Origin of the sequence: Labrenzia sp. OB1, from assembly GCF_001624695.1 — a bacterium.
Classification (GTDB): domain Bacteria; phylum Pseudomonadota; class Alphaproteobacteria; order Rhizobiales; family Stappiaceae; genus Roseibium.
The window spans coordinates 34,613-49,992 of record NZ_JSEP01000009.1 but is presented as its reverse complement, the minus strand read 5'-3'; the positions used below and the strand labels follow the sequence as shown (position 1 = coordinate 49,992).

17 protein-coding genes are annotated in these 15,380 nt (G+C 60.8%); 9 read left to right on the top strand and 8 right to left on the bottom strand.

Annotated elements, in window-relative coordinates; all coding sequences use genetic code 11:
* Window positions 1–9: 9 nt before the first annotated feature.
* The 4 genes from OA90_RS13765 to OA90_RS13750 all read left to right on the top strand — a co-directional run bounded on the left by OA90_RS13765 (window position 10) and on the right by OA90_RS13750 (window position 3,430).
* Window positions 10–873 carry an NAD(P)-dependent oxidoreductase gene (locus tag OA90_RS13765; RefSeq protein ID WP_068412535.1) on the top strand — a complete coding sequence of 288 codons (864 nt, stop codon included), beginning with the start codon at window positions 10–12 and terminating at the stop codon, window positions 871–873.
* Between the two features lie 98 nt (window positions 874–971).
* Window positions 972–1,550, top strand: coding sequence for a cupin domain-containing protein (locus tag OA90_RS13760; RefSeq protein WP_068412532.1), 579 nt, complete (start codon window positions 972–974; stop codon window positions 1,548–1,550).
* A gap of 16 nt (window positions 1,551–1,566) precedes the next feature.
* A complete protein-coding gene (locus OA90_RS13755; protein ID WP_068412529.1) occupies window positions 1,567–2,160 on the top strand; it encodes a cupin domain-containing protein in 594 nt (197 codons plus the stop codon).
* A gap of 64 nt (window positions 2,161–2,224) precedes the next feature.
* A complete protein-coding gene (locus tag OA90_RS13750) occupies window positions 2,225–3,430 on the top strand; it encodes a tripartite tricarboxylate transporter substrate-binding protein (protein WP_068412526.1) in 1,206 nt (401 codons plus the stop codon).
* 290 nt (window positions 3,431–3,720) lie between these two features.
* Here OA90_RS13750 and OA90_RS13745 read toward each other — a convergent pair whose 3' ends face one another.
* The 8 genes from OA90_RS13745 to OA90_RS13710 form a co-directional block, all read right to left on the bottom strand.
* Window positions 3,721–4,239 carry a hypothetical protein gene (locus OA90_RS13745; protein WP_068412522.1) on the bottom strand — a complete coding sequence of 173 codons (519 nt, stop codon included), beginning with the start codon at window positions 4,237–4,239 and terminating at the stop codon, window positions 3,721–3,723.
* Window positions 4,236–4,895, bottom strand: coding sequence for a hypothetical protein (locus OA90_RS13740; RefSeq protein ID WP_156510495.1), 660 nt, complete (start codon window positions 4,893–4,895; stop codon window positions 4,236–4,238). The genes OA90_RS13745 and OA90_RS13740 overlap by 4 nt, the downstream gene beginning before the upstream one ends.
* Window positions 4,837–5,289 (bottom strand): hypothetical protein, encoded by a 453-nt coding sequence (locus tag OA90_RS13735; protein ID WP_068412520.1) that lies wholly within the window; start codon window positions 5,287–5,289, stop codon window positions 4,837–4,839. The genes OA90_RS13740 and OA90_RS13735 overlap by 59 nt, the downstream gene beginning before the upstream one ends.
* Window positions 5,279–5,959 carry a class II aldolase/adducin family protein gene (locus tag OA90_RS13730; RefSeq protein ID WP_068412516.1) on the bottom strand — a complete coding sequence of 227 codons (681 nt, stop codon included), beginning with the start codon at window positions 5,957–5,959 and terminating at the stop codon, window positions 5,279–5,281. Before OA90_RS13730 ends, OA90_RS13735 begins: the two co-directional genes overlap by 11 nt.
* Before the next feature lie 4 nt (window positions 5,960–5,963).
* A complete protein-coding gene (locus OA90_RS13725; protein WP_082837040.1) occupies window positions 5,964–6,680 on the bottom strand; it encodes a hypothetical protein in 717 nt (238 codons plus the stop codon).
* 9 nt (window positions 6,681–6,689) lie between these two features.
* Entirely contained in the window at window positions 6,690–7,220 is a 531-nt protein-coding gene (locus OA90_RS13720) for a hypothetical protein (protein ID WP_082837039.1), read from the bottom strand.
* Between the two features lie 2 nt (window positions 7,221–7,222).
* Complete coding sequence (locus OA90_RS13715) at window positions 7,223–8,509, bottom strand: aromatic ring-hydroxylating dioxygenase subunit alpha (RefSeq protein WP_068412513.1); 1,287 nt, start codon at window positions 8,507–8,509, stop codon at window positions 7,223–7,225.
* An 87-nt stretch (window positions 8,510–8,596) separates the two neighbouring features.
* A complete protein-coding gene (locus OA90_RS13710; protein ID WP_068412510.1) occupies window positions 8,597–9,712 on the bottom strand; it encodes an ethanolamine ammonia lyase-activating protein in 1,116 nt (371 codons plus the stop codon).
* Between the two features lie 117 nt (window positions 9,713–9,829).
* Between OA90_RS13710 and OA90_RS13705 the strand changes: the two genes are divergently transcribed.
* The 5 genes from OA90_RS13705 (at window position 9,830) to OA90_RS13685 (ending at window position 15,375) form a co-directional block, all read left to right on the top strand.
* The gene (locus OA90_RS13705) at window positions 9,830–11,596 is read left to right on the top strand and encodes an ethanolamine ammonia-lyase reactivating factor EutA (RefSeq protein WP_068412507.1); all 1,767 of its coding nucleotides are present in this window, start codon (window positions 9,830–9,832) and stop codon (window positions 11,594–11,596) included.
* 106 nt (window positions 11,597–11,702) lie between these two features.
* Window positions 11,703–12,527 carry an IclR family transcriptional regulator gene (locus OA90_RS13700; protein ID WP_068412977.1) on the top strand — a complete coding sequence of 275 codons (825 nt, stop codon included), beginning with the start codon at window positions 11,703–11,705 and terminating at the stop codon, window positions 12,525–12,527.
* A gap of 22 nt (window positions 12,528–12,549) precedes the next feature.
* The gene (locus tag OA90_RS13695; RefSeq protein WP_068412505.1) at window positions 12,550–13,539 is read left to right on the top strand and encodes a 2Fe-2S iron-sulfur cluster binding domain-containing protein; all 990 of its coding nucleotides are present in this window, start codon (window positions 12,550–12,552) and stop codon (window positions 13,537–13,539) included.
* Window positions 13,540–13,556: 17 nt separating this feature from the next.
* Window positions 13,557–14,543, top strand: coding sequence for a 4,5-dihydroxyphthalate decarboxylase (locus tag OA90_RS13690; RefSeq protein WP_068412503.1), 987 nt, complete (start codon window positions 13,557–13,559; stop codon window positions 14,541–14,543).
* 10 nt (window positions 14,544–14,553) lie between these two features.
* Window positions 14,554–15,375 (top strand): 3-methyl-2-oxobutanoate hydroxymethyltransferase, encoded by an 822-nt coding sequence (locus tag OA90_RS13685; protein WP_068412501.1) that lies wholly within the window; start codon window positions 14,554–14,556, stop codon window positions 15,373–15,375.
* The last annotated feature ends 5 nt before the right edge of the window (window positions 15,376–15,380 follow it).

The window sequence follows — 15,380 nt, the reverse complement described above, 5'->3', positions numbered from 1 at the left end:
GAGATCGAAATGAAGGTGGCAATAATTGGTATTGGCGCGATGGGGCTGGCCATGGCAGGTCATATTGCAAGCGCGGGATTTGAAGTCGTTGCGCATGATCTGGACGAGGCTGCAATGGACGCGGCAAGGGCGGCCGGACTGAAGACGGCTGACCGGCCCGCCGGGCTTAAGGGAGCGGACGTCGTTCTGGTCATGGTGGCGACCGATGGCCAATCCGTGTCGGCGGTGGAAAGTCTCCTGGATGGCATCCTGACGCCCGGCGCCACCATCGTCGTGACAGCAACCAACCACCCCGAGACCATGATCGACCTTGCCGGGCGGTGCAGTACAGCCGGCATCGATTTTGTCGATGCGCCGGTCTGCTACGGCTTGCAGGGCGCAAAAACCGGCGAACTTGTCTCGCTCTGCGGTGGTCCGAAGGACAGCATCGACAGGGTGACCCCGGTGCTGTCCGCCTATAGCCGCAGCGTGGAACACATCGGAGATCATGGCGCGGGTCAAGTCGCCAAGACCTGCAACAACATGATGCATTGGGCCGCATGCGTCGCCAATTACGAGACCCTTGCGCTTGCCCGGGCCTGGGGTCTGGATGCGCAAGCCATGCGCGAGACCTTGCTGAAGTGCCCTGCCCGCAACACGACGCTGGAACGCTGGGACACCACCCGCTTCACCTGGCACGAGAAGGACATGGATGTGGCTTTGGGACTGGCACAGGAAACCGGCCTGCCGCTGCCGCTCTTCGGCCTGGTTGACCAACTGGTCAAACGGCTCGGCCCGGATGATGTCAGGCAGCTTCTCCACGAACCCGAAGCCGGCTATCTGGGCGCGCCGATCCAGTCCCGTTCCGGCCCCTCTCCAGACAAGGCTGGCTGAAACAGTTTCTTTGTTCTTTTATACGGAACATCATCCCGTTGACAGAAACAAGATGCGTGCCTACGCTGATACAAGCAACCGGATTTCGAGGAGACATCATGTCTGAAGACCAAACCAAAGATGCCGTGATCGGCCACAACAGCGATCAACGCGAAGAGGTGGTCTGGGAACGCTGGACCAAGAAACGCACTTTCGTCCGTGCCCTGGAAGGCACCTACAGCGAGATGCGGGACGAACTTTACAGCCAGCCCCGCGTCTACAAGACCGGCGACATGAAATGGAAGGGCGGACCGCATAATTTCGGCAAGAAAGTGATCAACCCGCAAGCCAACAGGATCGCCCAGTCGATCGAGGCTCATGTCGACGCTTTCGCGCCGCACGGTTACGGCCAGACCCATGGACACATGAATTCGGCAGTGTTTTTCGTTCTCAAGGGAAAGGGTCACGACATCCATGACGGCCGCCGCATCGACTGGGAGGCCGGCGACGCGCTGATCGTGGAGAATGCCTGCGTCCATCAGCATTTGAACGACAGCGACGACGAGACGCTGGTGCTGGTTCTCAAGGCCAAGCCTCTGTTCCTCTTCATGCACATGGTCTTCCAGAAGATGGTCCATTTCCCACCGAAGGAACCGGTGCCGGGCCACGAGGACTATCACCCGCCGCTGAGCCTTTGAGCCGAAGGAAGAGAACATGACCATTGACGCATCCACATTTGCAGATCTGACCGAACGGCAACGCTCCAAGCTGAGTTCCGGTGATGTTTCCTTCTACAAGGAAGCTCTTGAAGCCAGCCAGAAGTTCCGCGAGGAATATCGTGACCGCCTCAACGTGGCGAAACACAACCAGATGCCGCTGGAGCGTTCGGCGGACGGTCTGATCAAACACATCATCAATGAGCGCATGGACACCAAGGAATGCTGCCTTGACATCTACATGCAGTTTATTGAGGCCCGCAAGGCGACCGGCACCAGCCGTCACCTGACCGAGGAGGTCGCCTTCGTGATTGAAGGAACCGGTCACGATCTGCACTACGATGTGCATTTCCATTGCGATGTCGAATTCGAGTGGCGCTGGGATACGAACCCAAAGAAATACGAATGGGGACCCGGCGATTTCATCTATGTGCCGCCCTATGTCGCGCACAAGCGCATCAACACCTCGGACATCGAAGCTCGGATCATCGTGTGCAACAGCCGGATCATGAAGGCCATCGGCCTGGACTGGTTCGACCAGCTTGAGCCGGCCGAAGGCTTCGAGGATGTGTGGGTTCCGCCTGCGGACTGAACTCGCACCTGCCGGGGTGCGGGCACGCTCTGTCCGTCCCCGGCCTTACTACCGGGAGGAATACATGAGGAAGCTTCTGACTGCACTTGCCCTGTCAGCCGCGATGGCGGTCCCTGCCTGGGCGGATGGTTTTTTCGAGGGCAAGACCATCACCTACATCATCGCCACCAGCCCCGGCGGCAACTACGATGCCTATGCGCGCCTGATCGGCAAGCAACTGGAGGAAAGGCTCGGCGCGGACAAGATTCTGTTCAAGAACCTGCCGGGTGCCGGCCACATTATCGGCGCAAACACGCTGGCGGCGTCCAAACCGGACGGCTTGACCATCGGAACCTTCAACACCGGCCTGATCTACGCCCAGATCCTGGAGCAGGAGGGCATCAATTTCGACCTCCGGCAGATGAGCTGGATAGGGAAGGCCGAAGCCGACGCCCGTGTCATCGTCGTAAGTGAAGACAGCGGCCTGAAAGACTTCACGGACCTGCTGAACCTGAGCGAACCGGTGAACTTCTCCACCTCGGGTGTAGGGTCCGCATCCTTCACGGAGTCAAAGCTGCTCAAGGACGCCTTCGACCTCAAGATCGAACTGATCCCCGGTTACAAGGGCAATGAAGGCGAAATGGCGATGCTGAGAGGCGAAGTCGCCGGCCAGCTTGCCAGTTACGCTTCGATCAAGCCGTTTGTCGACGCCGGCAGCGGACATACCATCGTCTCCGTCGGTGGCGACATCGAACCACAGGCCATCACCTACGCCGAAAGCGACCGGGCCAAGGCGATCATCAACCTCATCCAGGCCATGTCCACTCTCGGACGGCTGACCGCAGCCCCCGCCGGCGTGCCGGACGACGTGCTGCGGGAATTGCGCACTGCCTATATGGATGTGATGCAGGATCCCGCTTTCCTGGCGGAAGCGGAAAGGCTCGGCCTTCCGATCGAACCCGAAAGCGGCGAGCACGTCGAGCAGATGGTGTTTGCGGCGCTCAATCAAACGCCCGAGACGGTCAAGCTGATTGCCTCGGCCCTGGAAGTTGAAATCCCGTCGATCACCGTCACCAGCGAAATTCTGTCGCTGGCGGACAAAAACAAGGTCGTCGAGTTCCATTCCGGCGACGCGGTTATCAAGAGCGAGATCTCGGGATCGCGCACAGCCATCACGATCAACGGCGCTTCCGGCGACCGGGGCGGGTTGAAAGTCGGCATGGCCTGCGAAATCGTCTATGACCCGACCAACGAGGATTTCGAGCCGAGTTCCATGAACTGCAACGGCTGATCCTGGTAAATCGGGACCTTGAAGCGCGCCATTCCCGGCGCGCTTTTTTGTCTTCCCCGCCGGCTAACACAATTCACCAGCAAAAATGCACTGTTCACCAGCAACAATGGCCCTGTGTGGTCCTGAAGGATAACTGAGCGGGCACGCAATCCCGGTAGCGCAAGACCCGTCGATGATGATGAAGGACAGTTTGGGTCGCGTCAGGGCGTTTTGCGCGGCCGGTTGCCGAACGCAGAGGGACTGCAAAACCAGAGATCCGGTCGGTCTCTGAACGACGGCGGCACCACGGTTCAGATGTACGGAATTGCGGTTCCGAAACTTGTCACCAGACCGATCACGATGGCCAGCAGCCCGGCCAGAAACGGCACGATGACAACCGAGAGCAACCGCATGCGCATGAATGAGGGGCCGAGCAACGGAAGCTCGAAAATCAGCATCCGGTGCGCGGCAAAAATACTCCACGCTGTGATGAAGGTGACAAGGGCCGGCGTCGAGGCTCCCGCCTTGGCAAAGACAGCGGCAATCGCGAAGGCAATGACGGGTCCTGCAGGCACCAGCAAACCTATAGCCGCAGCAGCGGGCAAGGCAAACAAACCGGCTTCGGCCCCCAGGAACCTTGCGATCTCCTCCTTTGGCAGCAACTCGGCGACAAACCCCGCGGCCACCAGGGCGCAAAACATGCGCGGCACCAGCTTTGCCGCCTGTTCCAACAGCCGCTTAACCACCGGACCCGGGTCTTCGCGGCGTTTCAGGGCGACCAGGCCCAGAAGAATGAGCACCACAACAAGAACCCAGAACCCGATATTCATTCCGCCCCGTCTTTCTGGGTGTCGCAGACCATGGGCACAAAGGTCAGCCTGCGGGCGATGAGCCCCGCCACGATCGGCAGCCCAATGCTGACGGCAAAGCGCAAGATGGCGAATTCAGGCCCGAGAAATGGCACGTCCCACACCAGTATCCGCTGCAGTCCGAGTGTTGCCCACGCCGTGATATAAGCGACCAACGCTCCACGGTCGGCGCCCGATGCCGCCAGCATGGCAAGCAGCGCATAGGCGGAGGACGGGCCACCGAGGGTGACCGTGCCGGCCAATGTAGCGATCACCAGTCCTCTGAAGCCGGAGTCGACCCCGACAAGTTTCGTGATGCGGTCGCGTGGCAACATCACCCAGACAAGAGCCGCGATCGACAGGGCGACCGCGACCCTGGGCAGCATCTCGCCCAGCAACACAACGTCACCCACGAGCGTTTCATGCACGACCTGCGGGCCTTTGATGAAGAAAGTCAGCACACCCATCAGCAGCGCAAAGGCCAGGAAACCCAAAAAACCTCTACCGAAGGCGTCCACAAATGTGCGCCTGCTCCAAACCGGATCTTTCAGGAAACCGAATCCCATCACCCCCCCCGCGTCAGTGACGATGAGGTTCGTCGTGAGGATGGTGATGGCCATGATCGTGATCGTGGCCATGGGCCTCGGCCTGATTGCTGCGATATTGCTGCTGCAGCTTCGCTGTCTCGGAATGGCCTGTGGTGACGGCTTCGATCACCGCTCGAAACAGATCCGCATCAGGCGGCAACTGGCCGGCGATGAAGCCGGCAAGACGCGCAAAGGCAATCGCTTGAGACGCGATCGCGTCGACCGTTTCATCCTCCTCGGCGGCCTGCGCGTCCTTGAGCGCCCGCATCAGGCCGAGTTGAAAGATCTGTTCCATATAGGCGGCGCGGCCCTTCGGGTCGGCAAGGCCGCGAGGCCCGCTTGCCACGGACTCCGGCACCTCAAGCCCCAGCATCCGCGTCATGACCTTGAAACGTTCCAGAAGCTGCAGATTGACCTCGATGGTCTCGTCGATTTCACCGCACATCGGCCATTCTCCTCTGACTCAGGTGGAAGGCCCAGCATTTCTTGTAGAGACCGGGCTTGTCGAGCATCTGGCGGTATTCGTCATGGTCCTCCGCCGGGATACAGCGCGGGCTGCCGAGCAGTCGGGCCCGGTAGGCCCGTTCAGCATTGTGCTCGGTATAAACGGCCAGCGCCACCGCCTCCTGCAACGTTTGCCCGGTGAGCACGGAGCCATGTCCGGCCAGCAACGCACCGCGGTCCGCACCGAGGATCCCGGCGACGGCGGCACCGCGTTCGGCTGTCGATATGGAATGCGGGTCGGGATAGACCGGAAGATCCGCCACGAGGCAGCCCTGCGGCATCACCACGTCTATTCTCTTACCGGTCAGGGTGAAGAGCGTGGACCATTTCGGGTGGCCGTGCACCACCGCCTGAACGTCGGGCCGTGCCGCATAGATCGCCGCATGAAGCGCGACCTCGTTGGGTGGCCGGATACCGTCGAGCGGCCGGCCGTCCCCGTCGACCCGGCAGACCTGTTCGGGCGTCATCGCCGCACGATCGGAAGCTCCGCTGTTGATCAGGAAACCGCCTTCGGACCGGCGCAGCGATGCATGGCCGTTGAAATCCATCACCCCGGCGGCAGTCAGAATCGCAACAGCATCACAGACCGATTGCGCGGCATTCCGGTCCATCTGATCATACCCCGCCGAATAGTGTGCCGAAACTTTCCACCGCCAGCGCGGCACCTACATAGAGCGCGGCACAGGCGATGACCGCGTTTACGGCCAGCGGAACCCTGCCGCCTTTCCGCGCGGCCAGACCCAGAGGCAGACTGATGATCGCCGACAGGACTGCCATCCCGAGCATCGAACCGATACCGAAGACGGCGAGATAGACGAGGACATGGCCAAGCGTGTCGGCTGTTGCTGCCGCCAATACCAGGAACCCGGCCGAGCCGGCGAGACCATGCACCATGCCCACAGCCAACACCCTGCCGAAGCCGGACCGGTGATCGTGATCATGGGAGGAAAGCCGGTGCGGGCCCTGATCACGCGCGTGGCTGTGCACATGAATGTGCCGCGTGCCGTCGTGACTGTGTGCGTGGACATGGATCCTGTCGCGCTTCAACCGCCACAGCACATGCAGCGCAAGGGCGATGATCATCACGCTGACCGTAAATTCCAGAGCAGCTTCCATGCGGGTGGAGATCGACAGCCCAATCAGAAAAACGGCCAGACACACCCCGAAGATCGACAAGGTATGACCAACGCCCCAGATCGCACCGCGGCGAACCATTGCGGTTCGCCTGCTGGCCTGGCTGTGCAGGGCGGTGACGGCGGCAAGGTGATCGGCTTCCAGGGCGTGAGCCATGCCGATCATGAATCCGAGTGGCAGAACAGTGAGAAAATCCAATGAGCCTCCTCACGCACGCAGCGCGTTCAACATGGCCGGGATGAATTCCTCGTCCCGGGCGACAACAAGTACCGACGCGAAAGGCCGCATGGCATTCACGGCCGCTTCCGCCTTTTCGCCCGCATTGAGGTCCGAGAGCGCCAGGCCGGCGGTCATGATGCTCCGGTGATAGGCCTCACGGGCGACAACCTCTGCGGCACCGGCGTTGCGGCCGGACGAAGAGATCAACACCACCACATCCGCGCCTTCGATTTCGACGGCGAGATCTGCCGGCGTTCCGTCGGGATGCGCGAGGGGGAGCTGAGAGGCCTCCGTGGCCTCGGGCTCGATGTCGTCATTGGCAAGGACGGTCAGAAAATGCGCACCCTGCCAGGGGTCTTCGGTGATCGCATACATCGCCTCGGCCGCGCGCTGGTCGAGCGCGAAGATCCGCGACGAGCGGGTCCGGGAATTCGGGTATTCAACCCGGAACCGCGCCTCGGCTGCCGTGGTGGCCAAGGTGCAGTTGCTCAACAAGGTGGGGCGATGGCTGCCGCTCATGGCTATACCGACGTCCGTTGCTTGCCGGGCGCGGCCGTCAGGGCATCGCGGCAGGCCTCTACATAGTTCTTGTCGGCCTCCAGGACCGCGGCGACCGAACGCACCTTTTGGTGTTCCGGATTGCGGCCGGGAGGCAATGTGCCCTTGTCACGCAACGCGGTCACCGCTTTGCGCAACCGATGACGCGCCATGATGATGCCGTTGTCGGTGGAGACCAGGTTTTCCTTGGTACGGTCGCAGATCGGCCCCATGCTCTCCTGCAGGCTGGCGTCCTGCATCGCGATGCCCTTGATGCCCGAAAAGGTGTCGCCGCGCTTCTGGGCCTCACGGTCCATCATGTAGTCGTTGTCTTTGTTCTGCAGCGGACGGAACGTGCCCGGGACATATTCATTATGGATGCCGTGGCCGTCCCTCATCGCCTGACGCTCCGCCCCGGTCAGGGCACGGGTCGGATGGTAGTCGTAGCTCCAGGCCCAGCAGTTTTCGTCATCAATGGGAACCCAGAAATGACCGTGCTGCGGATGGTCGCCACGCGGCGGCACCATGGTGAAGCTCGGCATGATCCAGGGTGTGATGCGCCAGTAGTGCCTGCCTTCTTCGGCATTGCGGCGCGCGCCGATGAAGAGACCGCCCTCGGTCTCGGTCACTTCGAAAACCGGCTTCTTGTCGGCCAGGTTATACTGGTTGCCCTTTGCGCCCCTGAACAGTGGATCGGTATTCAGTCCGCCCGAGTGCAGGAAGGAAACGTGGCTTGAATCGATCCCGCCTTCCATGGCCTGCAGCCAGTTGCATTCCTGCCAGCGCTTGGAGGTGAAGGTCTGTTCCGGCGCCACGGTGGCGAATTCCCAGACCGGTTCGGGCGGACGGTTCTCCTTGCCGCCCATGTGGGTCCACAAGACGTCGCCGATCTTGATCAACGGATATGCCCGCAGCTTGATCTTCTCGCAGAACCCGCTCGCATCCGGCTCGGAGGGCACTTCGGTGCATTGTCCGTTCACGTCGTATTTCCAGCCGTGATAGGGACAGCGCAGCCCGCTCTCCTCGTTGCGGCCGAACCACAGAGAGACACCCCGGTGGGCGCAGAACTCGTCCATCAGACCGTAGCGGCCGTCGCTGTCGCGAAACGCGATCAGCCGTTCGCCCAGCAGCTTGACCCGTACGGGTGCGCAATCGTCCTCGGGCAGTTCGCTGGCCAGGAGGGCCGGGATCCAGTATTGGCGGAAAAGCGCGCCCATTGGAGTGCCGGGGTCCGTTTGTGTCAGAAGTTCATTCACTTCCTTCCGAAGCATTGTCTCGCTCCCTGTCCTTCGGGTTGATCTTGTTCTTCTCACATTCCATCAGGCCACCGCGCCGGCACCGGCGCGGTGAAAATAGGATCAGGATTTTGGGGGCAGGTCGGCCAGTTCCGCATCGTAGGCGGCGTCCATCCGCGGCGTCAGGCCGTGTTTGGCCAGCGCGTCGCTGAACATGTTGCGCACGTCCATGCGCTCGTCGGCATAGTCGATCTGGTCACCGCCGATCCGCTGAGAAATCCAGGCCTTAGGTACGCCCTGGGCATTGCGGATCGCGACCCCTTCGTACTTGAACGCCAGATAGCGGGCGGGTGTTGTGCCGCCGTTGAAGTGCTGGTGGTACCACATGTTCGGCGGCACGATCATCGATCCAGGCTTCCAGTCGTAGCGCTTGGGGTCCTCCCCTTCCGGCCACATCAGGCTGTAGCCTTCGCCGGAGAGAATGATCACATGGGCGCCGGGGCCGTGGCGGTGACATTTCTTGTAGGTGCCGACCGGAAACTGGCTGATGTGGCTGTTCATCGAGCATTTGGCGAGCTGGAAGCGGATATGACCACCACCGGCGCCGCGCTCCTTCGCCTCGATCAGCGGCAGGTTGATCGCGTCGGCGACGAAGTTGGTCTCCATCAACAGTCCGTTCTGCCTGCCCTGATCGGCGAAGTAATCCGGCTCGCCGGAGAAGCGGCCCTTGAAGTCGTAGGAGGTACCGAACAGGAATTCCGGCTCTTCGAACACGTTGAGCAGCGGCGGCATGTTGGTGACCGAAACAAACCGCGCGGGTTCCGTACCAGAACCGTTGAAATGCTGGTGGCTGGCATTGAGCGGAATACCGAAGATCGATCCCGGACCCCATTCGAAGCTGGCCTTGTCGCCGCTGTCGTTCCAGACCATGGTCGAACCGCGGCCGGACAGCACGAGGATCGTCTCCTCGAAGAGCTGCCGCTGGGGCTCGAGTTTCCTGCCCGCCGGGATTTCCATGACATAGCAGTCGTTGGTGGTCCGTGATGCGTCGTGATTGATGAAAACCGCGTTGCCGCCGCGGCGTGCCCAGGGCTTCAACGCGACCTCATGCAGGCTCGGGACATAAAGACCGTCGATGATGTCGAGACCTTCTCCCGCGATGAACCTTGTATAGGGCGACTCTTTTTCAGTCTTGAACTTGGCTGCCAGCTTCTCTGAGACGATCGCTTGTTTCACCATCTTCGCTCCGTACGTTCTGCGAGTCCGTGAGCCAGACTCTATTGAGGTGTTGCATCAACGTAACTTGGAGGTTATTGTTTCGTCAATGGACCGATGGTCCGCATAAAGGAACGAACAATGATTAGCAAGAAAGCCACCGATATCGATACGGCAGCCCCCTCCAAGGACACGCCGCATTCGATTGACGACCACATGTTCGGTGACTTTTATCCGCACGACCACGACGGCGATGCCGATCACGATCATGACGACATCAGCCCCGGCCCTTTGGAAGACAACCCGATCTGGCAGCGTGACAACGTGATGCTGACGTCGGTCGGCATCGACATCGGCTCAGCCGGGACACAGGTGATTTTTTCGAACGTCCACCTGCAGAGGGTCGGCTCGAGCCTTGCCAGCAAATATGTGATCATCGATCGCGCCACCGCCTTTGAATCCGAAATCGCGTTCACGCCCTTCGCCGATGCGACCACGATCGACGGCCCCGCACTTGGCGCGATCATCGACAAGGCCTACCGGGACGCCAAGGTCCTGCCTTCGGACATCGATGCCGGTGTGGTGATCCTGACCGGAGAGGCCCTGCGGCGCGAAAACGCCGAGGCAATTGCCGGTATCGTTGCCGAAAAGGGCGGTGATTTCGTCACTGCAACCGCCGGCAACCACATGGAAGCAATGCTTGCAGCCTATGGCTCGGGGGCAGCCAAGGCGAGCCACGACAGCGGCCGGCGCATCCTCAATGTCGACATCGGCGGCGGAACCACCAAGCTGGCGCTTTGCGAAGCCGGCAAAATTACCTGGACCGGCGCCCTCCACATAGGCGGCCGCCTGATTGCCACTGAAGATGATCATGTTGTCCGGATGGATCCCGCGGGGCGGCACCACGCTTCGACCGCCGGCTACGAGCTGCACCCGGGAATGCCGATGTCAGAGGAGGACCTTGGCCGCGTGGCGGAGACGATGATCGACCAGCTGACCCGCGTTCTGACTTGCCGGACGCTGCCTGCGGATACGGCGCGTCTGTTCCTCACGGATCTGCCGGAAAACCTGTCGCCGATCGACGGGTTGATGTTTTCGGGCGGCGTCGGCGAATATGTCTATGAGCGCGAAACCCGATCCTTCGGCGACCTTGGACTGCATCTCGGCAAGGCGATACGAGCCCGCGCGTCGGCAGGCGCTCTCAACGCGCCGATCCTTCCTGCCGTGGCCTGCATACGGGCGACGGCGCTCGGTGCTTCCGAATATTCGGTACAACTGAGCGGCCAGACCTCGACAATCACATCGCCCAGCAGGGTTCTGCCCCGGCGCAACATGCCGGTTCTCAAACCCTATCTCGACATGCAGCGCCATCCCGGAGCGGACCAGGTGGCCGATGCCATTTCAAAGCACTTCGAAGCCTTCGACATGACGCCGGAAACGCGGGACGTCGCGCTGGTCTTCGAATACCGGATCGCTCCCGACTACCTGCCAATCCGGGCCCTGGCAGACGGAATCGCCACAGCCATGGCGCCGCGTCTGGCGGCTGGCCATCCACTTTACGTGATCATCGATGGAGACATTGCCCAGACTTTAGGTGGAATTCTGCGTGACGAGATCGGCCTGACCAACGATCTTCTTGTGCTGGACGGCCTGAGCCTGCGCGACTTCGACTATATCGATCTCGGCAAGATCCGCCTGCCTTCCTTCACCGTTCCGGTCACGGTCAAGTCTCTGCTCTTCGCGGAAGATCCACGCGGCCCGCGCGGCGGCGAGCGCATCCATTTCCAGTCAGGAGAACAGCCATATACGCCTGACGATCACAGCCACGGGCACCACCATCACCACGGCCATGGCCACACGCATTCTCACGCCACGGCAACAACGCCGGGCGAACGAAGCGGAGAATGACTCCGTTCGCCGCGAAATGGGGATTGGAACGTTGACAACTTCAGGTCATCACGAGAAAACTGGAACACGGTTCTGCAAAATGGAACAGAAACAGGTGTTTTCAGATATGACCTCGAAAAGTGAAAAAAATGAACCAAACCGTAACCCGCGGCGGGACAGCGCTCGCCTGTCGTCGGTCACTACAGCAATTCATCTGCTGAAAACGTTCAACGCGCAAGACAAGGAACTTGGCATCAGCGAACTGGCCAAGCGTCTGGGCGTTGCCAAAAGCACGGTGCACAGGCTGGCCAGCGCCTTGCTGGACGAAGACATGTTGCTGCAGAATCCCGAAAACGGGCGTTACCAGCTCGGCGTGGCGCTGTTTTCTCTCGGATCCATGGTCCGCTCACGCTTTGAAGTGGCCAATGCATCGAAACGGATCTTGAACGAACTGCGCGAGCGCACCCAGGAAAACGTGCGGCTCGCGGTGCTGCAAGGCGACCGCGCGGTTTATCTGCACGACTTCGAAAGCCCGCAGACCCTGCGGCTGAAGTCCGGCACAGGCAAAAGCCGGCCTGCCTATTGCGTTGCCGAAGGCCTGTGCCTTCTTGCCGGCATGCGGTCCGCCGAGCTCGACAGGTATCTGATGCAGCCGCGGGAGAAAATGACCGACAAGACCATGACGGACGAAGAAGAACTGCGCGAACGGATCCGCCTCGTGCAGCGTCGGGGTTTTGCCGTCGAAGACGAGGAATGTGAAGAGGGCACCCGCTGCCTTGCGGCTCCGATCTACCAAAACGATGGCCGCGTGCTGGGCGCCGTCGGTGTGGCCGGGCCGCGGCTTCGAATGAAAAAACGCCAGTTCCCGCAACTTGCACCGCAGGTGATCGAGGTCACCGAACAGATCTCGCACACCCTGGGGTTTGCCGGGCGGCCAAAAATCTACGTGTAGCAACCATGGATAAAGAGGGCCAATGACGGAAATATCAATTCTTAACAGCGCAGATACATTTGTCTGCGACGAGAACGATACAATTCTTCGGGCGGCCCTTCGTGCCAATGTCGGCATGGCCTATTCCTGCAATGTCGGCTCTTGTGGAAATTGCAGGTTCGAACTGGTCGAGGGCGACGTCTCGCATCTGCGCGAGGACGCCCCGGCCTGGTCGGAGCGCGATCTGAAGCGCAACCGCTGGCTGGGGTGCCAGGCCCGGCCCTCCGGCCGGTGCACGATAAAGTTCCGGGCCGACGAGAATTACATCACCCCTCACCCGCCCAAGCGCCGGAAAGCCCGGCTGACCCGCCTGTCGGACATCACTCATGACATTCGCGAATTCCGTTTCGAATTCGAGGGGGAAGACGGCTTCCTGCCGGGGCAATACGCCCTGCTGTCGCTGCCGGGGGTGAATGGCGCACGCGCCTATTCCATGTGCAACCTGCCAGGTGAGGGAAATTGGTCTTTCCAGATCAAGAAGGTCCCCGGCGGCGTTGCGACCGGGCAGCTCTTCGCCTTGAAGGATGGTACGGAGATCTCCATCGACGGTCCCTACAGTACGGCCTATCTGCGTCCGGACAGGCCACGTGACATCATCCTGATGGCCGGCGGGTCGGGCCTGTCGCCGATGGTATCCATCGCCCGGGGCGCTGCTGCTGCCGGACTGCTGAAGCGCCGCAAGCTCCATTTCTACTACGGCTGCCGGGCCGAAAACGACCTTATAGATGCTTCGCTTCTGGGCGGAGACATTTCCGGCCGGATCAGCTTTATCGCAGCTCTCTCGGACACCCAGGCAACGGAAGGCCAACGCAGCGGCTTCCTGCATGAGGTCGTCGAAGCGGATTTCGGCGAAAGACTGAAGGATCACGAGATCTATTTCGCCGGCCCCCCGGTGATGGCCGCAGCCATCCAGAAGATGGCGCATGAGGCCGGCGTGCCGATGAACCAGCTCCATTTCGACGAATTTTATTGAGCCGAGAGTATAGCATCATGGCCAATCTTCCGCTTACCCTCGGCTGTTGGGGGTATGACCGTGTCATGCCGCTCAAGGACGGACGTGTCCGCCCCGAGGGCATCGACCTGCGGTTCCTCGACATGATCGTCGAGGAGACCTTCTTCCGTATGCTGAGGCAGAGGGAATTCGACGTTTCTGAAATGTCGATGTCCTCCTACACCGTCTCGCTCAGCCGCCCGGAGCGGCCGTTCGTTGCGATCCCGGTCTATCCGAGCCGTTTTTTCCGTCACTCCTGTATCTACGTGAATGCGAATTCGGGGATCGAGACGGCGCAGGACCTGATCGGCAAGCGCGTCGGCGTGCCGGAGTACCAGATGACCGCACCGGTCTGGATCCGCGGCATCCTGTCGGACCACTACGGTGTGCCGGTGGACAGCGTGACCTATGTGACCGGAGGCGAAGAAGCGCCCAACCGCGAGGAAAAACTGAAACTGAACCTGCCGGAGAACATCAGTGTCGAGCCGATCGGTGAAGGCAAGACACTTGCACAAATGCTCCGGACCGGCGAAATCGACGCCCTGCATACCGCCCGCAAGCCGTCCACCTACGACGGCGTTACGGTCCGGCGGCTGTTTCCCGACCACATTCCCGTCGAAAAGCAGTACTGGCGCGAGACCGGCATCTTCCCGATCATGCATGTTATCGCGATCCGCCGGGAAGTCTACGAAGCCAACCGCTGGATTGCCATGAACCTTTATCAGGCTTTTCGCGAAGCTCAGCGGATCACCTATCACGACAATGGCGAGACCAGCGCACTGAAGGGAATGCTGCCCTGGTTCAATGCCCATGTCGAAGAAGCGGTAGAGCTGATGGGGCCAGACTTCTGGCCCTACGGCCTGGAGAAGAACCGCAAGGTGCTGGAGACCTTCCTGCGCTACCACCACGAACAGGGTCTGTCGCCGCGTGTGCTGCGCGTCGAGGAAATGTTCGCCCTGGAAACCTTCGAGGAATTCGTCATCTAAGGAGCCTGAAATGGCTAAAGTCACACTTCCGGCGCTTCAACAGATGAAGCGTGAGGGCAAGAAAATCTTCGGCGTCGTCGTCTGGGACTATCAGATGGCACAGATCGTCGACCGTACCGGCGTCGATATCGTCTCTGTCGGCGATACGGTCGGCCACAATCTCTGGGGTCAGTCCAATCCGCTGGAAATCACCATGGATCAGATGCTCACCGTGACCCAGGCGGTGCGGCGCGGTGTGAAAAACGCGCTCTTGAGCGCCGACTTTCCTTATGGACCGCTCCAGGAAGGAGCCGAAAGCGCCGTGCGCGCCGCCATTCGCTTCGTCAAGGAAGCCGGCGTCGACATGATCAAGCTGGACGGGGCCGCCGATTTTCCCGAAGCCACAACAGCTTTGGTCAAGGCCGGCATTCCGGTCTGGGCCCAGTTCGGCGTCACGCCGCAGACTGCGCTTGCCTACGGCATGGAATATGGCGCGATGAACCGCGCCGATGCGCATGTGCCGGAAGGCATGACCGAACGGCTGATCAAAGAGGCAAAAATGCTGGAAGCCGCTGGTGCATCCATACTCGATTTCACCAATTCCGGTTCGGTGGTCGGCCCCAAGGTGGTGGAACAGATCGGTGTTCCCGTGATTGGCGGTTTCGGGGGCGGCCCGTGGCTGGACGGCCGCGTGCGCATGGCGAATGCTGCCATCGGCTACAGCGCCAAAGCGCTCGACAGCGACACCGACAACTACGCCAATGTGGCGAAGATCATCCACTCGGCAATCAAGGAGTTGGGCGAAGACGTCCGCGCCGCGCGCCAAATCAAGGGTACACCGCCGTCAAGATAAGGACT